This window comes from Arthrobacter sp. AG258, assembly GCF_004364695.1.
Classification (GTDB): domain Bacteria; phylum Actinomycetota; class Actinomycetes; order Actinomycetales; family Micrococcaceae; genus Arthrobacter.
The window spans coordinates 318,677-337,720 of the sequence record NZ_SOBI01000006.1; the positions used below are offsets into that span (position 1 = coordinate 318,677).

A 19,044-nucleotide genomic window follows, 5' to 3' on the forward strand; every position below is an offset into this window, starting at 1 on the left:
GGGCGCCAGGCGGCGCCCCTTTCCGCGGTTAAAGTCCCAGTGCCTCGCTGACGTCGTGCAGGACCTCGTCCAGGGAGGCACGCGCCGCCTGGCGCGCCTCCGGCAGTTCGGCGGCGGATCCCACGTGGTGGATCACTTCGAGGTAGCACTTGAGCTTGGGCTCCGTGCCGCTGGGCCGGATGATCACGCGGGTCAGGTCCCTGGTGATGTACAGCAGGCCCTCCGTGGGCGGCAGCTGGCCGCTTCCCTCTGCCAGGTCGGTGAAGACTTCCACCGCGGACTGCCCGAACGATTCCGGCGGCGAAACCCTCAACCGGTTCATCATGGCGTCCAGGAGGCCCAGGTCTGCGACCCGGATGCTCAGCTGGTCGCTGGCGTGCAGGCCGTGCTGGAGGTACAGCTCATCGAGGGTGTCGAAGACGGTCTTGCCGGCGGCCTTGGCGGCGGCAGCAAGTTCGGCGATCAGCACGGCGGCGGAAATGCCGTCCTTGTCCTTCACCAGGTCCGGCGCGACGCAATAACCCAGCGCTTCCTCGTAGCCGTAGGTGAGGCCGGGAACCCGGGAGATCCATTTGAACCCGGTCAGGGTTACTTCATGGGCGAAGCCCGCGGCAGCGGCGACGCGCGCCAGCAGGCGGGAGGACACGATCGAGTTGGCAAAGACACCCTGGTGGTCCGCTTCGGTGCCGGCGTCCGCGAGCCGGGCGGCGATGTGGGCCCCCAGGAGGGCGCCGACTTCGTCTCCGCGGAGCATCCGCCAGGCGCCGGTGTCCGGGTCCTTGGCGGCGACGGCAGCCCTGTCGGCGTCGGGATCGTTTGCGATGACCAGGTCGGCGTCGAGCCGTTCGGCCGCTTCGAGGGCGAGGTCGAGTGCCCCGGGTTCTTCCGGGTTGGGGAAGCTGACGGTGGGGAATTCGGGGTCCGGTTCGGCCTGTTCGGCCACCATGGTGACATCCGTGAAACCTGCCGCGTTCAGGACCTCCAGTGCCGTCCCGCCACCCACGCCGTGCAGCGGGGTCAGGACGATCCGCAGGTCGCGGGCGGGGAAGCGGTCCGGCATGGCCAGTGCAGCAATCGCCCGCTGGTAGTCGGCGGCCAGCGAGCCGTCCAGCACGGTCCACCCGCCGTCCGCCAGTTCGATGGAGCCGACGGGGCCCACGGCGCTGATCCGCGCGGCGATGCGGGCGTCGTAGGGGGCCACGATCTGGGCGCCGTCGCCGTCGGCGGACACTGCGTGCCGGCCCAGGTAGACCTTGTACCCGTTGTCCTGCGGCGGGTTGTGGCTGGCGGTGACCATGACGCCGCCGTCGCACTCCAGGGCGCGGACGGCGTAGGCCAGCAGGGGAGTGGGGAGGGCTGCCGGGAGCAGGAAAGTCTCGATGCCGGCAGCGGTGAAAATGGCGGCCGTTTCGGCCGCGAAGACATCCGAGTTGTGCCGGGCGTCATAGCCGACGACGGCGCGCGGCCGGGTGCCGGACGCAGCTTCGGCCACGGCGTCCACCAGGAAGGCCGCCAGTCCGGCTGCGGCGCGGCGGACCACCACCCGGTTCATCCGGTTCGGCCCGGGTCCGAGGGCGGCGCGCAGGCCCGCCGTGCCAAACTGCAGCGTGCCGCGGAAGCTGTCTTCCAGCTCCTGCCGTGCCGCGGGGTCGCCCTCTTCAACGAGCCCCACAAGCCCAAGCAGCGATGCTTGTGTTGCGGGATCCGGATCCAGGGCGGCCCATTCCCGGGCCTCGGCAAGCAGGCGAAGTTCGGCATCGGAAGACGTCATGAGCCTAACGCTATCGTCATTGCAGGTCCGTTGCCCGCACCCCGGCGGTCAGGGGCGTTCAGAGCCGGGCGATGATGTCAGCCAGCAACCGGGAGATGCGCGGGCCCGCGGCCTGGCCGGATTCGATGACTTCCTGGTGGCTGAGCGGCTGGGGGCTGATGCCCGCTGCCAGGTTGGTGACCAGGGAGATGCCGAACACTTCCATTCCGGCGTGGCGGCCGGCAATGGCCTCCAGTGCCGTCGACATGCCGATCAGGTCCGCCCCGATCCGCTTGGCGTACTGCACTTCAGCCGGGGTTTCGTAGTGCGGGCCGGGGAACTGGGCGTAGATGCCCTCGTCCAGGGTGGGATCCACCTCGCGGGCCAGTCCACGGATGCGCGGTGAGTACAGGTCCGTCAGGTCCACGAACGTTGCGCCCTCCAGCGGGGACGCAGCGGTGAGGTTGATGTGGTCGCTGATCAACACGGGGGTGCCGGGCGTCCACGCCTCGTTGAGTCCGCCGCAGCCGTTGGTGAGGACCAGGGTCTTGCACCCGGCGGCCGCAGCGGCCCGGATCCCGTGCACCACTGCCCGGACGCCCCTGCCTTCGTAGTAGTGGGTCCGCGCACCCAGGACCAGGGCGCGTTTTCCGTCCTTGGCCAGTACGGACCGGATGGTTCCCACATGGCCTTCCACGGCGGGGGCATGGAAGCCGGGGACCTCCTCTGCGGAGAGGGTGGCGGTGGTCTCGCCGATCAGGTCGGCGGCCTCGCCCCAGCCGGAACCGAGGACCAGGGCGACGTCGTGGCGGTCCACCCCGGTCTCCTCGGCGATGTAGTCAGCGGCGGCCCGGGCGGCGGCAAACGGGTCAGTGTTCAGGAAGTCTGTTGTACTCACCAGTACAAGTTATCCTGCCGCCACTGTTGCCCTCATCACGGCCGGCCCGGAAAACGCCCTGTTTTCTTGGTGGTCAGGCCGGAGATGGGCGAGAATGGATGACTGTGACTACGCATCCAGATTTCAGTTCCCCCCGAATCGCGATCCTGGGAGGCGGTCCCGGCGGATACGAGGCGGCCATGGTCGCCGCCTCGCTGGGGGCAACGGTCACCATCATCGAACGTGCCGGGCTCGGCGGCTCCGCGGTGCTGACCGACGTCGTTCCCTCCAAGACCCTCATCGCCACGGCAGACCTCATGGCCCGGGTGGCCGAGGCGGGCGAGCTCGGCGTGAAATTCGACGTCGACGGCGGCGATTTCGTGCCGGTGATGCACGCTGATCTTAAGCACATCAATGACCGCCTCCTCACCCTGGCCCGCACCCAGTCCCATGACATCCGCGAGGGCCTGGAGAAGGTGGGCGTGCGGATCATTGCCGGGTCCGGCCGCCTCGTGGATAACCACACCATCGAGGTCCTGACCGCTGACGGCACCGAGACGGTGGAAGCCGACACCATCCTGCTGGCTGTTGGCGCGCACCCCCGCGAACTGGAAACTGCCCGCCCGGACGGTGAGCGGATCCTCAACTGGACCCAGATCTACGACCTTGACGAACTTCCCGAGGAACTGATCGTCGTCGGCTCCGGCGTGACGGGTGCCGAATTCGCCTCCGCCTACAACGGCTTGGGATCCAAGGTCACCCTGGTCTCCAGCCGCGACCGCGTGCTGCCGGGCTCCGACGTCGACGCCGCGGTGGTACTGGAAGAAGTCTTCGAGCGCCGTGGGGTCCGGGTCCTGTCCCGCTCCCGCGCCCAGTCCGTGGAGCGTACGGACGACGGCGTCGTGGTGACCCTCGCCGATGGCTCCACCGTGACCGGCAGCCACTGCCTGCTCTGCCTGGGCTCCATCCCCAACACCGCCGGACTGGGCCTTGAAGAAGCCGGCGTGGCCGTCAGCGACAGCGGCCACATCAAGGTTGACGGGGTATCCCGCACCACGGCCCCGAACATCTACGCCGCCGGCGACTGCACCGGCGTCCTGCCGCTGGCCTCCGTGGCCGCCATGCAGGGCCGCATCGCTGTGGCGCACTTCATGGGCGACGGCGTGACCCCGCTCAAGCTCCACCAGGTGGCGTCGAACATCTTCACGTCCCCGGAAATCGCCAACGTGGGAGTGTCCGAGGCGGAGATCGAGTCCGGCAAATACCAGGCGGACATCATCAAGCTTTCGCTGCGCAGCAACGCCCGCGCCAAAATGCGCAACGCCAAGGACGGCTTCGTGAAGATCTTTGCCCGGAAGGGCTCCGGAACCGTCATCGGCGGCGTGGTGGTGGGGCCCAACGCGTCCGAGCTGATCTTCCCGATCGCCATCGCGGTCAAGCAGAAGCTGCACGTGGACGACCTCGCCAGCACCTTCACCGTGTACCCGTCGCTGACCGGCTCCATCTCCGAGGCCGCCCGCCGCCTGCACGTCCACATGTAGGGCAAGGCCGGGGCCCCGTGTGGCCTTGCGGGGTTAGGGGAGGGCCGGGGAGAAGTGCTTCTCGATAAGCCCCTTGATGTCCTCGTGGCAGCCGCCGCAGCCGGTGCCTGCCCGGGTGGCCTTGGACACGTCCGCCACCGTCGAGCAGCCGCCCTCCACAGCGCCTTGGATCGCCGCTCCGCTGACACCGGCGCACCGGCAGACGGTGCCTGCGGGGTCGGCGGCGCCGGGGACCAGGTCCGGCCCGTCCAGGCGCAGGAGCAGGGAACGGTCGGCGGGCAGTTCGGCGCCGCGTTCAAAAAGGCCCACCAGTTCGGCCGCGGTCCGCGGCATTCCCACTGACACCAGGCCCTCCAGGACGCCGCCGCGGGTGGTCATCTTGACGTAGCGGCCGTGCTCCGGATCGGCCCACTGGGCGATTTGCAGGCGCGGCCTGCCGTTGACGGCACCTGCGGTGAGCGCTTCTTCGTCCCAGGGGTCGGCGCCGTTGTTCCCGGCCACCGCCATGTTCAGGCCACGGGCCTTCAGCACCACGACGGCCGGTTGTTCCGGCGGCAGGGCCGGCAGCAGGTCCGCCTCCGCCGCTGCCCCTTCGGCCAGCAGGGTGAGGTAGCCGCCCAACCATTCGGCCTGGCGCCAGCCGGGCCCTACCAGCCCGGACGGGCCCATGGCGTTCCTGCATGCGGCGCAGCCCGGATCCGGGCAGCGAACCTCCGCGCAGTCGCCGATGGCAAAAATGTGCGGTTCGTGGTGCGCCCGCAGCCGGTGGTCCACCAGGATCCCGGTGCCGGTGGACAGTCCGCAGCCTTCGGCCAGTTCGGTTCGGGGACGGACCCCGCACGAGATGACCAGGAGGTCGCCGTCGATCGCGGACCCGTCGTCGAGCAGCAACGCCGAGAAGCCGCCGTCGGGCGCGTTGTGCTCAACGCCCGTGGAACGGGCGTTGCCTGCCACCCTCACGCCGCACCGGCGCAGCCCGGCGGCCAGGACGGCCCCGCCGCCGCGATCGATGCTGCGGCCCAGGGGGTGCGGCCCGTTGTGGACCACGGTGACCGTAGCCCCTTCTTCCGCGGCCGCGAGTGCCGTCTCCAGCCCGAGGACGCCGCCGCCCAGGACCACCACCCGCTTGCCGCCGTCCACCGCCTGGCGGAGCACGTCCGCGTCGCGGAGATCGCGCAAGGCCGTGACCCCGGCGGGAAGCACGGGGGAGGCGGGATCGGGGTTGATTCCGGTGAGGTTGGGGATGACGGGCCGTGATCCGGTGGCAAACACCAGCCTGTCGTAGTGCACGACGGTTCCGTCGGACAGCAGGACCTGCTGCCGCGCCCGGTCCACCCGCTTGACCCGCACGCCCAGGCGGACGTCCACTCCCTCGGCTGCCAGGTCGGCGGCGTCGGCGAGGGCCAGGGCGCCGGCGGTGGTGCGGCCGACGCCGAGGTCCGCCACCAGGACGCGGTTGTAGGCGGCCTCGGACTCCTCACCCACTACGGTGAGCCGGGCGTGCCCGCCGCGGACGGCGGGCAGGACCTCGTCCACCAGCCTGGCGGCCACGGGGCCGAATCCCACGATCACAATCTGCTCGCTCATGAGGCCTCCGTCTTTTGCAGCATGCGGGCGGAATCGGGGGCGGCCACGGGCCGGACCCACACGGTGTTGAACTTGAATTCAGGCATCCCGGAGATGGGGTCGGTGGCTGCTTCGGTCAGCCGGTTGGCGCTTTCGGATCCCGGGAAGTGGAAGGGGAGGAAGACCGTTTCGGGCCGGATGGCGCTGGTGAGTTCCGCCCGGCACACCACCTCGCCGCGTGCGTTGGCCACGGAGACCAGGGAGCCGGCGGTGATGCCGAGTGCCTCGGCGGCCGCAGGGTGGATCTGGGCCTTCGCTTCCGGCTGGGTGGCGAGAAGTTCGTGGACCCGCCGGGTCTGCGCGCCGGACTGGTAGTGCTCCAGGAGGCGCCCGGTGATGAGGGTCATTTCCTTGGCGCCGGCCGCCGCGTTTGCGCCGGGGTCCGCAGTGGAGGGGCGACGGCGGCGTGGAACCACCGGGACCATGACCGCCTTGCCGTCGGGGTGCGCGAAGCCGTCCCGGAAGAGCCGCGGCGTGCCGGTGCTGCCGGCAGGGTAGGGCCAGTAGGCGGCTTCGCCCCGGTCCAGCATGGCGTAGTCGATGCCCGAGTAGTCGGCCAGCCCGCCCGCGGAGGCAAGCCGCAGTTCCTCGAAGACCGTCTCAGGGTCCTCGCTGTAGGTGGAGGGGGCGTCCAACCGCTCAGCCAGCCGGGCCATGATCCACAGTTCGCTGCGGGCACCGGCGGGCGGGGAGATGGCGCGGCGCCGGCGCAGGACGCGACCTTCCAGGTTGGTCAGGGTGCCTTCCTCCTCGGCCCACTGGAGGACCGGAAGGATGAGGTCGGCCTCCGCGGCGGTCTCCGACATGAAGAAGTCGCACACCACCAGGAAGTCCAGGCTGCGCAGACCCTTGATGACGGCGTTGGCGTCGGGGGCGGCCACGGCGATGTTGGAGGCGTGCACGAAAAGGCACCAGACGCCGTCGGGCTGTCCCAGCGACTTCAGCAACTGGACGGCGGGCAGGCCGGGCCCGGGGATCAACGCTTCGGGGACGCCCCAGACAGCGGCGACGTGGGCCCGGGCGGCGGGGTCGGTGATCTTGCGGTAGCCGGGGAGCTGGTCCGCCTTCTGGCCGTGCTCGCGGCCGCCCTGGCCGTTGCCCTGCCCGGTGAGCGTTCCGTAGCCGCTGCGGGCCGAGCCCGGCAGGCCGAGCAGGAGGCTGAGGTTGATGGCGGCGGTGGCGGTGTCGGTGCCGTCCACGTGCTGTTCCACGCCGCGGCCGGTCAGGATGTAGCTGCCGCCTGCCTGTGCTCCGGCGGCCAGCCTGCGGGCGGTTTCCCGGATCAGGTCCGCGGGCACGCCGGTGAGGGATTGCACGCGCTCGGGCCAGAAGGCGTTGAGGCTGCGGGCTACGGCGTCGTAGCCCGTGGTGCGCTCCTGCAGGTAGCCGGTGTCCGCCAGGCCTTCGTGGATGACCACGTGCGAGAGCCCGAGCAGCAGGGCCAGGTCAGTGCCCGGCAGTGGCTGGAGATGGATGCCGCCGCCGTCGGCTGTGAAGGCTGCCGTGGCGGAGCGGCGCGGATCCACCACGATCAGTCCGCCGGCATTGCGGGCACCCTGCAGGTGCTGGACGAAAGGCGGCATGGTCTCGGCGACGTTCGAACCCAGCATGAGGATGGTGCCGGCGGCATCCAGGGCCTCGAGCGGGAAGGGCAGGCCGCGGTCCACGCCGAAGGCGCGCATGCCGGCGGCCGCTGCCGAGGACATGCAGAACCTGCCGTTGTAGTCGATCCGGGAGGTCCCCAGTGCCAGCCGGGCGAACTTGCCCAGCTGGTAGGCCTTCTCGTTGGTGAGTCCGCCGCCCCCGAAAACACCTATGGAGTCGGCCCCGTGGCGGGCGCGGGCATCCCGGACTGCCGAGGCGGCCAGGTCCAGGGCCTGGTCCCAGCCGATCGGCCGGTGGACGCCGTCGGGACCCTTCAGGAGCGGCTCGGTGATCCTGCCCGCGTGGTTCAGGAGCGTGGGGGAGGTCCACCCCTTGCGGCAGAGTCCGCCGCGGTTGGTGGGGAAGTCCCGGCCGGCAACTTCCAGGGCTGCCGCGGGGTTCAGGGCAGGCACGGGGCCTGGCCCCGGCTGTTCAGCCGGGGCCAGGTCCGCGGGGGACGTGAGCGTCATGGCGCACTGCAGGGCGCAGTAGGGGCAGTGCGTGTCGGCGCTTTTGGTCATGTTAGACGTGCCCCATCGCGTTCCGGCCGGCGTTGCGGATGTAGCAGGTCCAGCAGACCACCAGCATGAGGACATACGCGCCGACGAATCCGTAGAAGGCCGGAGTGTAGGAGCCGCTGGCGGTGCTGGAGGCATTCAGCACCTGGGGGATCACGAAGCCCCCGTAGGCTCCGATCGCGGAGATCAGTCCGAGGGCCGAGGACGCCAGGCGCTGGGTGGCCACCGGGTTGGCACCGTTGCGGGCAGCCCGGCTGGAGGTGGCGAAGATGACCGGGATCATCCGGTAGGTGGCGCCGTTGCCGAAGCCGCTGGCGGTGAACAGCATCAGGAAAAGGACCAGAAAGAGCAGGAAGTTCTTCAGCGGGAGGGTCCAAACCATGGTCAGCGTGATCACGGCCATGGAGGCGAAGGCGGCAACGGTCATCCGGGCGCCGCCCATCCGGTCCGCCATGCGTCCGCCGTACGGGCGGGCCAGCGAACCCACCAGGGGGCCCAGGAAGGCCAGGGACAGGGCCACGGTCCCCACTCCGATGGAGGAGAACGCGGGGAAGTAGTCCTTGATGAGCTTGGGGAACACGCCGGCGAAGCCGATGAAGGAGCCAAAGGTGCCGATGTACAGCAGGGCCATGATCCACAGGTGCGGTTCCTTCAGCGCCGCGACCGAGCCGGCCACGTCGCCCTTGGCGCTGGTGAGGTTGTTCATGTACTTGAAGGCGCCGAATGCTGCCAGCAGGATGAACGGGACCCACATCCACCCGGCCATAGGCAGGTTGACGGTGCCGGCTGCGAGGAGGGTGATGACGATCGGGACAGCAAGCTGTGCGACGGCGGCGCCCAGGTTTCCGCCGGCGGCGTTCAGGCCCAGCGCCCAGCCCTTTTCCCTCGCCGGGTAGAAGAACGTGATGTTGGCCATGGAGCTGGCGAAGTTGCCGCCGCCGAAGCCGGCGAGGGCAGCCACCAGGAGCATGACGCCGAACGGCGTGTCCGGGTTGGAGACACACAGCGCCAGTCCGGTGGAGGGGATCAGGAGCAGCAGTGCGGAGACGATGGTCCAGTTCCGTCCGCCGAAGCGGGGGACCATGAACGTGTAGGGAATGCGGAGGGTGGCGCCCACGAGGCTGGGCATCGAGATGAGCCAGAAGATCTCCGAGGTGGAGAAGGTGAAGCCGGCGGCGGGAAGCTGGACCACCACGATGGACCACAGCTGCCACACCACGAAGCCGAGGAACTCGGCGAAGATGGACCAGTTCAGGTTGCGGCGGGCGATGGCGCGGCCGGCGGTTTCCCACTGCTCCTTGTTCTCGGCATCCCAGTTGGCGATCCAGCGGCCGGGGCGGAATTCAAGGGCAGGGGCGTCTGTGGTGCGGGTACGGCCGGGCTGTGCGCTGGCGGATGCGGCAACGGCTGCCGGTCCAGTGGCCTCTTCGAGGTCAAGGGTATTTCCGGCGCCGGCATCAACGGTGCGGTCAACAGTCACGGGTTACCTCCTTCAGGGGATGTTGTTCCTCCAAGGTAGGGACGGCTCGTTTCGCGGACGGACGATGTTTGTTAACGCGCTGTGACTTTTGCCTATCCGGGCCTGTACGTCGGCGTGAGGCCCGGTGTGGAGGCCCGCATGGTGAGACGCACAACACGTGTCCGCATGATGGACGATTCGTCCATTGACTGGACGCAGCGAAGTAAGATCGAACTCTAATTATTCGAGCCGGGAGGCGGCCCCGCCTGTGCCCGGCCGGTCTCACGAAAGCGCTTACCTATGTCATCCCCCGATACCACCACGGTGCCCGGTTCGCACCAGCCGGTGAACTCCCGCGGCCGCGTCATCGTGGCGAGCCTGATCGGCACCACCGTGGAGTTCTACGACTTCTACGTCTACGCCACTGCCGCCGTGCTCGTCTTCCCGAAGCTCTTCTTCCCGGGCCAGAACGAGACCACCCAGCTGCTGAGCTCCTTCGCCGTCTTTGGCGTGGCGTTCGTCGCACGTCCACTTGGCTCCATCGTGTTCGGCCACTTCGGTGACAAGTTTGGCCGCAAGGGAACCCTTGTGGCGTCGTTGCTCACCATGGGCATTGCGACCTTCCTGATCGGTTGCCTCCCCACCGCCCTGGTACCGGGCTGGGAATTCTGGGCACCGGCCCTGCTCGTCATCATGCGCTTTGCCCAAGGCCTGGCCCTGGGCGGCGAATGGAGCGGCGCGGCCCTGCTGGCCACGGAAAACGCGCCCGCCAACAAGCGCGCCATCTACGGCACCTTCCCTCAACTGGGCGCCCCCATTGGCTTCATCATCGCCAACGTCATCTTCCTCGTGGCCAGCTACACGCTCTCGCCGGAGGCGTTCGCGGCCTGGGGCTGGCGCGTACCGTTCCTGCTCAGCGCCGTCATGGTCATCCTGGGCCTGTACGTCCGGCTTAAGCTGATCGAAACCCCCGCCTTTACCAAGGTGGTGCAATCCAACGAAGTGGCGAAACTTCCGCTGGGCCGCGTCTTCAAGACCAGCTGGCGCCAGCTGATCCTGGGCACCTTCATCATGCTGGCCACCTACGTGCTCTTCTACCTGATGACCACGTTCACCCTCACCTACGGCACCAAGCCCACGCTGGCCGGTGCGCAGGCGGCCGCCGAAAAGGCCGGAAAGCCCATGACGGAGGCGGCCGCTGCCGCGTTCGTCCCCGGCCTGGGCTACACCCGCAACGACTTCCTCTGGATGCTGATCGCCGGCGTCGTCTTCTTCGGCATCTTCACCCTGGTCTCCGGCCCGCTCGCCGAGAAGTACGGCCGCCGCAAGATGCTGATGGCCGTCACCGCCGGAATCTTCGTGTTCGGCCTGCTGTTCGTCCCGCTGTTCAGCGGCGGGTTCGTGGGTACCATGGGCCTGCTGATCCTTGGTTTCTCCCTGATGGGCCTGACCTTCGGGCCCATGGGGGCGCTGCTGCCGGAACTGTTCCCCACGAACGTCCGCTACACCGGCTCTGCCATCAGCTACAACTTCTCCAGCATCCTGGGTGCAGCGGTGGCGCCGTTCATCGCCGTCGCGCTCTGGGAAGCGGCCAAGGGCAGCCCCGTCCTGGTGGGCCTGTACCTGACGTCCATGGCCGTGCTGACACTGATCGCGCTGTTCCTCACGCGCGAAACCCGCGACCTTGACTACGAGAACAACGTGGCCTGATTTCTCCAACGCCACGATGCCCGGCGCGGCCATCCGGCCCGCCGGGCATTGTCATGCTCAGCGGGCGTAGCGTGCCACGAAGTTCTTCAGGACGGTCATGGGCTCGGTCACGGTGGACCGGCGTGCCGCCGCCATCAGTTCCCCGGCGGATTCCGGCGCGAAGTACCCGGCGTGCCGGTAGATGTCGATCCGGGTCACCAGCCCCTCCGCGTCCAGTTCGGGATGGAACTGGGTGGCGTAGAGGTTGGTCTTGACCCGGAACATGTGGACCGGGCAGGTGGCGGAGCGCGCCAGCAGCACCGCGTGCGGTGGCAGGGAACTGACCGCTTCCTTATGGCCGGTCAGGGCCGTGAAGGTCCGGGGCAGCCCGTGGAGGAGGGGATCCTGCATTCCCGCCTCCGTCAGCTCGATTTCTACGGCGCCCAGCGGCTCGCCGTAGGTCCGATCGATCACCGCGCCCTGGTGTGTGCCCAGGGTTCCCACCCCGTAGCAGGCACCAAGGAACGGAAAGTCGAGCGACACGAGCTGGTCCAGGAGGCCCGAAAGTTCCCGTTCCACCCGGTGCTGCACCGCGCTCTTGTTCCCGGGCGGATCGCTGGAGGTGAACGGGCTGCCGCCGACGATCACCCCGGAGTACCGCGAAAGGTCCAGTGCGGGCAGCGGTGCGGCCTCCAGCCGGACCCGGTGAAGTTCGCGCTCTTCCAGTCCGCCGTACCGCAGGTAGGCCGCATATTCGTCGTCGGCGGCGGCATCCTCGGCCCGGGATGCGAGAAGCAGGAAAGGCAGCATCTGCTAAGTCTGCCTGCTGGCGGCGCGCCCTGCCAGCACCCGGACCGTCCCGACGGCGAACCGGTGCGGCGGCAGGTCAGGCGGCGGGCTGGGTCAGGGAGCGCCGGGACTGGGGCCGGGCGGCGGGGTCCGCGTGCCGGTGCACCAGCTTCCAGTAGCCTTCCTCGCGGCGGAAGATGCTGGTGACGCGCAGGGCAAATTCCTCCGTGGCGGACGCGGCGTCCAGCCGCGCCCGGAAGTGCTCAGTTTCCACCAGGTAGGCGGTGTCGCGGGCGGTGTAGGAGGTGACAGTGTCGAAGCCCAGCATCTCGCCGTCGCGGAACTGCCGGGCCGCCTGGTCAAGGCGGGCCTCCACCTGGGCCCAGCCGCGGGCGATGCCGCCGAACGGGTTGGCCAGGGTGACATCGTCCTGCCGGGAGTACAGGTCCTTGATCGGGGCCGGGTTGCCCCGGGTGATTTCGGGAACCGCCTGGTGGTAGCGGTCCACTTCTTCCTGGAAGCTTGGTGCGAGCATGTCCGGCGCAGCGCTTTCTAGTCTTCGATCGTGGCGATGACCGCGCCGGCGGACACAGTTTCGCCCGCCGTTGCCGTCAGTCCCGTGATGGTGCCGGAACGGTGCGCCGTCAGCGGCTGTTCCATCTTCATGGCCTCCAGGACCACCACCAGGTCGCCCTCGGACACCACGTCACCGTGCGAAACGGCGACCTTCACGATGGTTCCCTGCATCGGGGAAGTGAGGGCATTGCCCGTGGCAGCGGCGGGACCTGCTGACCGTGAGCGCTTCTTGGACTTGCCGGGCTTGCCGGCGGCTGCGGCGGTGCCGGGGACGCCGAGGGATGCGGGGAGCACCACTTCCAGGCGCTTGCCGCCCACCTCGACGACGACGCGCTGGCGTTCGCCGGCCTCCGACTCTTCTTCCGCGGTGCCGCTGGGTGTCCAGGCGGGGATGTCGTTGACGAAGGCGGTCTCGATCCAGCGGGTGTGGACCTTGAACGGGCCCTCCGCGGGGGCGAAGTCGGGGTTGCTGACCACGGCGAGATCAAACGGGATGACGGTGGGAATGCCCTCGACCACCATTTCCTCCAGGGCACGCCGGGAGCGCTGCAGTGCCTGGGTGCGGGTGGCGCCGGTGACGATCAACTTGGAGAGCATCGAGTCGAAGTTGCCGCTGATGACATCGCCCTGCTCCACGCCGGAATCGATCCGCACGCCGGGCCCGGTGGGGTTCTTGAGGGCACTGATGGTGCCGGGGGAGGGCAGGAAGTTGCGGCCCGGGTCCTCGCCGGTGATGCGGAATTCAAAGGAGTGGCCGCGAACCTCGGGGTCGCCGTAGCCGAGTTCCTCGCCGCGGGCCAGCCGGAACTGCTCGCGGACCAGGTCGATTCCGGTGACTTCCTCGGAGACGCAGTGCTCCACCTGGAGGCGGGTGTTGACCTCAAGGAAGGAAATGGTGCCGTCCTGGCCCACCAGGAACTCGCAGGTCCCCGCGCCCAGGTAACCGGCTTCCTTCAGGATGGCCTTGGAGGATTCGTAGAGCCGCTGGTTCTGTTCCGGGGTGAGGAACGGGGCGGGCGCCTCTTCGACCAGTTTCTGGTTGCGGCGCTGCAGGGAGCAGTCGCGGGTGGAGACCACCACGACGTTGCCGTGTGCGTCGGCGAGGCATTGGGTCTCCACGTGCCGGGGAGCGTCCAGGAAGCGCTCGATGAAGCACTCGCCGCGGCCGAAGGCGGCGGTGGCTTCGCGGACGGCGGACTCGAAGAGTTCGGGGATTTCCTCGCGGGTGCGGGCCACCTTGATGCCGCGTCCACCGCCGCCGAAAGCCGCCTTGATGGCCAAGGGCAGGCCGAACTTGTCCACGAATTCCAGGATTTCCTCGGCGGATTCCACGGGGTTGGCGGTGCCGGGGACCTGCGGGGCGCCGACCTTCTCGGCGATGTGGCGGGCCTGGACCTTGTCGCCCAGGGCGGAGATGGCCTCGGGGGAGGGGCCGATCCAGGTGATGCCGGCGGCGATGACCTTGGCGGCGAAGTCGGCGTTCTCGGCCAGGAACCCATAGCCGGGGTGGATGGCGTCGGCGCCGGACTGGCGGGCGGCGTCAATGATCTTGTCCATCACCAGGTACGACTCGGCGGCCGTGGTGCCACCCAGGGCATAGGCCTCGTCGGCGAGTTTGACGTGCAGGGCGTCCCGGTCGGGGTCGGCGTAGACGGCCACCGAGGCGATGCCTTCGTCCCGGGCCGCACGGATGATGCGGACGGCGATTTCCCCGCGGTTGGCGATCAGCACCTTGGTGAGGGTCGTCGACTGCGTGGGACCTGCGGACTGCTCCAAATTTGCTGACAAGGCGTCTCCTTCTTTCCTTCAGGGAGCCTAGCGCGGTTTTGAGGGTTCCGCCGATATTACTTGCGGAATCCGCGTGTAAACCAGGCTTCCTTTGTAGGGAAGCTACAAGGCGTCCCGAAAATGGAGGACTTACCGCGCGGGCCAGAGATCCGTGATGCGCACATTGGCGGCGGCCAGGAGGCCACGGAGGGTGGAGACGGACAGGCCGACGACGGCGTGCGGGTCGCCGTCGACCTTCCGGATGAAGGCCCCACCCAGGCCGTCGATGGTGAACGAACCGGCGCAGTGCAGCGGCTCGCCGGTGGCGATGTAGGCGTCGATTTCCGCCGGCTCCATGTCCATGAAGGTGACCTCGGCAGAGGCGACCGCCCCGAGCGTGGCGCCCGAACCGCGGCCGCCCGGGCCGTCGTCGTCCGTGTCCCTGCAGTCCACCAGCCAGTGTCCCGTGTGCAGCACCCCCGCGCTGCCGCTCATCCGGAGCATCCGGTCCCGGGCGACGTCGGCCGTGTAGGGCTTGCCGTGCGCCTCGCCGTCGAACTCGAAGACCGAATCGCAGCCCAGTACCAGGGCACCCTCCGCTTCCGGCAGGGACGCCACGGCCTCGGCCTTGGCCCTGGCGAGCAGCAGCGCGGTGTCATGCGGGTCGGTGACGCCGTACCGCTCCTGGACGGCTTCCTCGTCGACGTCGGACACCAGGACCGTGTGCCGGATGCCGGCCTCGGCCAGGAGCTTGGTGCGGGCGGGGGACTGGGACGCGAGAATCAGGTGGTGCACGGTTCCAGCCTAGTGGACCAGTTCGCCCGGGGTGGGGGCGGCCTGCCCGCGGTTGAGCTTGGCCCCTTCGACGTCCACGTCCGGCAGGATCCGGTCCAGCCAGCGCGGCAGCCACCAGGACTTGGCGCCCAGCAGGTACATCACGGCCGGGACAATGGTCATGCGGACCACGAAGGCGTCGAACAGGACGCCGAAGGCCATGGCAAAGCCCAGCGGCCGGACCATGGTGAGGTGGCTGAAGATGAAGCCGGAGAACACGCTGACCATGATGATCGCGGCGGCCGTCACCACGGCGGCTGCGTGCCGGAAGCCCACCCGGACAGCTTCCTTGGCCTCGGAGCCGTGCATGTACGCCTCACGCATCCCGGAGGCGATGAACACTTGGTAGTCCATGGCCAGACCGAACAACACGCCGATCAGGATGATGGGCAGGAAGCTGAGCACGGCTCCCGGGTTGGCGACGTCGAACACGCCACCCAGCCAGCCCCACTGGTACACCGCCACCACCGCGCCGAAGGCCGCGGACAGGGACAGCAGGAAGCCGCCGGTGGCCAGCAGCGGGACAACGATGGAGCGGAAGACCAGCAACAGCAGGACCAGGGAAAGCCCGACGACGATCGCCAGGTAGGGCGGCAGGGCGGCACCGAGCTTGGTGGAGACATCCACGTTGCCGGCCGTCTGCCCGGTCAGGCCCATGGCCACGCCGTAGTCCGACTGGATTTCGCCGTTGAGTCCGCGCAGTTCGGCGACCACCTTGACGGTGCTGGCGCTGGCGGGGCCTTCCTTGGGAATGACCTGGAACACGGCGGTCCGGCGGTCATCGCTGAGGGCCACCGGCACTGCGGCCACCACGTTGTCCACGGCGCGGAGCTTGTCCGCGATGTCGTACTGCAGCTTTTGTGCCTGGGCCGCGTCGAGATTCGCCGGGAACTCGCCCACCGCCACGATCGGACCTGTCACGCCCTCGCCGAAGCTGCGCGCCGTCAGGTCGTAGGCCTGGTAGGCCTCCGAGTCGACGGGCTCGGAGCCGCCGTCCGGCAGGGCCAGTTGCAGTTGGGTTGCCGGCAGCGCCAGGGTGCCGAGTACCAGGACGCCGGCCACCAGTGCCACCCACGGGTGCCGGGTGACGAGTCCGCCCCAGCCGCGGGTGCTGCGCTGGCGGTCGGTGGCGAGGTCCGCGGCTTCATGGCCCGGCTCGGCGTTGTGCGCCTCGGCCTTGGCCCACGCCCGCCGGGAGATGATGCGGCGGCCGATCAGGGACAGCATGGCGGGGGTCAGCGTGATGGCCACGAGCACGGCCACGGCTACGGTCCCTGCTGCGGCAAGGCCCATGACGGTGAGGAACGGCAGCCCGGGGACCACCAGGGCGGCCAGGGCGATGATCACGGTGAGGCCGGCGAAGACCACCGCGTTGCCCGAGGTGCCGTTGGCCCGGGCCACCGATTCCTCGGCGTCCATCCCGGCGAGGAGCTGGGTCCGATGCCGATTGACGATGAACAGCGAGTAGTCGATGCCGACGGCGAGGCCGAGCATGAGGGCCAGCATGGGGGAGATGGAGCTCATGTCGAACAGGCCGGAGAGTGCGAAGGTGATGCCGACGCCAACTCCGACGCCGATGATGGCCATCAGCAGCGGGAGGCCGGCGGCGATCAGGGTACCCAGCATGAGGATCAGGACCAGCGCGGCGACGGCGATGCCCACGATCTCCGCCGTGCCGAACAGGGCCGAGATGTCCTCCGTAATCTCCTTGCTGGCCAGTGCCGTGACGCCGGCTGAGGACGTTTCATGAGCGATGTCCTGGACCTGTTTCCGGACCGCCGGGGAGAGCCCGTTGATGGAGGTGTTGAACTGGACCTGGGCGACGGCGGCCTGGTTGTCCTCCGAGACAAAGCGGATGGCGGAGGCCGCCTGGGCCTGGCGTTTGCCGAGCTCCAGCTTGGCCTTGCTGGCCTCCAGGTCCCGGGTTCCGGCGTCGAGCTTGGCCTGGCCTGCTGCCAGTGCCGCCTTCTGCTGGCCCAGTTGCGCGTCGATCACCGCAGCCGGTGCCCCTGCGGCCGTGAGCTGCTGCTCAGCCGCGGCCAGCTGGGCCTTGCCTGCCTCCAGCTGTGCCCGTGAGGAGTCCAGCTGGGCCTGGCCGGCGGCCAATTGCTGTTCACCGTCGGTGATCGCCTTGGCTGCCTGGTCCACCTGGGCCTGGGTGGCGAACGGGTCAACCATGCCGCGGACCTCGGGCAGGGCCTGGAGCTTCTTCAGCGCGTCCGTGACGGCTGCGCGGCCCTGGTCCGTGAACCCGCCGGGCGGGGCTTCGAATACGATCGTGGCGCTGCCGCCTGAAGCCGACGGCAGGTCCTGCTTGAGCTTGTCAGCGATCCGCTGGGTCTCTGTGCCCGGGATCTGGAAGTTGTTGGACAAGGTGCCGTGGAACGCTGCGGCCGAGCCGCCAACGGCCACCAGCACGGCGAGCCACAAGGAGATGACAAGCCAGCGCCGGCGGTAGGAGAACTTGCCAAGGCGGTAGAGGAGGAGTGCCATGCGGGAACCGATCTGATCAGGAGGAGCGGACAGCGGAAGGTGAAGCAGGGGGAGCGAAGCCTGTGCCCAGCAGGGCAATCGAATCAATTAACAGTTGGCGCAGCTCGGTCAGGGACCCTGTTGTGAGGTCGGGGCCGCGCCGGCTGAACCAGACCTCCATGGCAGCCTTGCCGCAGGAGATGATGGAGCCGGCCAAGGCATGGACATAGAGTTCGTCCTGCCCGCCCGGGGTGCCGGCGAGGCGCTCGCGGGCGACGGCGAAGACCTGCGCCCGGCAGTGGTCCCATGCCTCCAGTTCGGAGTGGGCCATCAGGGGGCTTTGCTGGGTCAGGGTAAACAGTTCCGCCAGTGGAGCGACGGCCTCGGGATCGGCCAGGGCCGACAGGGCTGCCTGGGCCGATTCGAGCATGGGCTCCTCTGCCGGGCGGAGCCGGAACTGTTGGATGGCAGTGTCCAGGAAGCCGTGCACGATGGACGCCAGCGCGGCGTCGGTGCTGCTGAAGTAGTTGAAGAAGGTGCGGCGCGAGATCCCGGCGGCGTCGGCAATATCCTCCACTGTGAAGTTTCCCGGACCTTTTGCGCGCAGCAGTTCCAGGGCGGCGTCCGTGATGGCCTGCCTGGTGGCTGCCTTGTTCAGTTCCCTCCGTGATGGGGGTGCCTGCTGGTCGTGGGGGGAGGCGTTTGGCACAGGATTACACTACGTGCAACTTTGCACTACATGCAAGTATTTTTCACGTGCATTCACAGGAGATCGAAAGGTTCCCAACAGCCTTTCCTGAAGCTCGCGGTGGATGCTTGGTGTGTCTCAGTGAGAGAGGCGTAAACCTACAGCCGTCGCAGGGCGGCGAATCAGGAGACGAAAGATGTCACGTACCAAGAAGATGACCCTGGGCCTGTCAGCGGCTGCGCTGGTCCTCGGCGCCGGGATCGGGGTGGCCGGCATGGCCTCCGCAACCACCACGACACCCGCGCCCGCGCCCAGCGCGAGCTCAAGCGCCCCGGCTGACTCAGGTAATGGCGGGGCCCCCGACGGCATGGGCCGGCATGGTGGCCGTGGCGGACACGGCGAGGACCGGGCTGCTGCGCTGGCCGCGAAGCTCGGCGTGGACCAAACCAAAGTCCAGGACGCGCTGAAGGCCTTCCGCGATGCCAACAAGCCCACTGCCCCGGCCGAGGGGCAGAAACCGGACCCGGCCGCCAGGGAAGCGGCGCTGGCGAAGTCGCTGGCCGGCGCGTTGGGCATCGACGAAGCGAAGGTGACGGCGGCCCTCCAGGAGATCCGCAGCGATGAGCAGTCTGAGCACGCTGCTGAGCTCAAGACCCGCCTGGACAAGGCTGTGACGGACGGGAAGCTGACGCAGGCTGAAGCCGATGCCGTGACCAAGGCGGTCCAGAATGGTGTGATCGGTGGCGGCGGGCGCTGACTGATTCCTCCGGTCGGGCGGCCCTGCGATTCCCTTGGCCGGTGGACGCCCCGGGCA

14 protein-coding genes are annotated in these 19,044 nt (G+C 68.7%); 3 read left to right on the forward strand and 11 right to left on the reverse strand.

Going from position 1 to position 19,044, the window contains the following annotated elements:
• Positions 1-28: 28 nt before the first annotated feature.
• Positions 29-1,771 carry a phospho-sugar mutase gene (locus DFO47_RS14980; RefSeq protein WP_018762977.1) on the reverse strand — a complete coding sequence of 581 codons (1,743 nt, stop codon included), beginning with the start codon at positions 1,769-1,771 and terminating at the stop codon, positions 29-31.
• 58 nt (positions 1,772-1,829) lie between these two features.
• On the reverse strand, positions 1,830-2,648 hold the full coding sequence (locus tag DFO47_RS14985; RefSeq protein ID WP_018762978.1) for a purine-nucleoside phosphorylase: 819 nt from the start codon (positions 2,646-2,648) through the stop codon (positions 1,830-1,832).
• Positions 2,649-2,752: 104 nt separating this feature from the next.
• Here DFO47_RS14985 and DFO47_RS14990 point away from each other — a divergent pair, with 104 nt between their 5' ends.
• A complete protein-coding gene (locus tag DFO47_RS14990) occupies positions 2,753-4,168 on the forward strand; it encodes an NAD(P)H-quinone dehydrogenase (protein ID WP_026264929.1) in 1,416 nt (471 codons plus the stop codon).
• A 33-nt stretch (positions 4,169-4,201) separates the two neighbouring features.
• Here the strand turns inward: DFO47_RS14990 and DFO47_RS14995 are convergent, their stop codons facing one another.
• From DFO47_RS14995 to DFO47_RS15005, 3 genes are read right to left on the reverse strand one after another with little or no spacing between them, the layout of a single operon-like run.
• Positions 4,202-5,755: an FAD-dependent oxidoreductase gene (locus DFO47_RS14995; protein WP_133832167.1), complete on the reverse strand. Its 1,554-nt coding sequence runs from the start codon at positions 5,753-5,755 to the stop codon at positions 4,202-4,204.
• A complete protein-coding gene (locus tag DFO47_RS15000; protein WP_133832168.1) occupies positions 5,752-7,959 on the reverse strand; it encodes a molybdopterin oxidoreductase family protein in 2,208 nt (735 codons plus the stop codon). The genes DFO47_RS14995 and DFO47_RS15000 overlap by 4 nt, the downstream gene beginning before the upstream one ends.
• A gap of 1 nt (position 7,960) precedes the next feature.
• A complete protein-coding gene (locus DFO47_RS15005; protein ID WP_018762982.1) occupies positions 7,961-9,436 on the reverse strand; it encodes an MFS transporter in 1,476 nt (491 codons plus the stop codon).
• 279 nt (positions 9,437-9,715) lie between these two features.
• Here DFO47_RS15005 and DFO47_RS15010 point away from each other — a divergent pair, with 279 nt between their 5' ends.
• Complete coding sequence (locus DFO47_RS15010; RefSeq protein WP_018762983.1) at positions 9,716-11,125, forward strand: MFS transporter; 1,410 nt, start codon at positions 9,716-9,718, stop codon at positions 11,123-11,125.
• Positions 11,126-11,182: 57 nt separating this feature from the next.
• Here DFO47_RS15010 and DFO47_RS15015 read toward each other — a convergent pair whose 3' ends face one another.
• The 6 genes from DFO47_RS15015 to DFO47_RS15040 all read right to left on the reverse strand — a co-directional run bounded on the left by DFO47_RS15015 (position 11,183) and on the right by DFO47_RS15040 (position 18,251).
• Positions 11,183-11,914: a glutamine amidotransferase gene (locus DFO47_RS15015; RefSeq protein ID WP_133832169.1), complete on the reverse strand. Its 732-nt coding sequence runs from the start codon at positions 11,912-11,914 to the stop codon at positions 11,183-11,185.
• Positions 11,915-11,990: 76 nt separating this feature from the next.
• Positions 11,991-12,428 carry a nuclear transport factor 2 family protein gene (locus DFO47_RS15020; RefSeq protein WP_018762985.1) on the reverse strand — a complete coding sequence of 146 codons (438 nt, stop codon included), beginning with the start codon at positions 12,426-12,428 and terminating at the stop codon, positions 11,991-11,993.
• Between the two features lie 17 nt (positions 12,429-12,445).
• Positions 12,446-14,257: a biotin carboxylase N-terminal domain-containing protein gene (locus tag DFO47_RS15025; RefSeq protein ID WP_133832170.1), complete on the reverse strand. Its 1,812-nt coding sequence runs from the start codon at positions 14,255-14,257 to the stop codon at positions 12,446-12,448.
• A 129-nt stretch (positions 14,258-14,386) separates the two neighbouring features.
• A complete protein-coding gene (locus DFO47_RS15030; RefSeq protein WP_018762987.1) occupies positions 14,387-15,031 on the reverse strand; it encodes a nucleoside triphosphate pyrophosphatase in 645 nt (214 codons plus the stop codon).
• 9 nt (positions 15,032-15,040) lie between these two features.
• Positions 15,041-17,563, reverse strand: a complete 2,523-nt coding sequence (locus DFO47_RS15035; RefSeq protein WP_133832171.1) for an MMPL family transporter — start codon at positions 17,561-17,563, stop codon at positions 15,041-15,043.
• Between the two features lie 16 nt (positions 17,564-17,579).
• Positions 17,580-18,251, reverse strand: a complete 672-nt coding sequence (locus DFO47_RS15040) for a TetR/AcrR family transcriptional regulator (protein ID WP_133832172.1) — start codon at positions 18,249-18,251, stop codon at positions 17,580-17,582.
• A gap of 175 nt (positions 18,252-18,426) precedes the next feature.
• Between DFO47_RS15040 and DFO47_RS15045 the strand changes: the two genes are divergently transcribed.
• The gene (locus tag DFO47_RS15045) at positions 18,427-18,987 is read left to right on the forward strand and encodes a hypothetical protein (protein WP_018762990.1); all 561 of its coding nucleotides are present in this window, start codon (positions 18,427-18,429) and stop codon (positions 18,985-18,987) included.
• Positions 18,988-19,044: the final 57 nt, after the last annotated feature.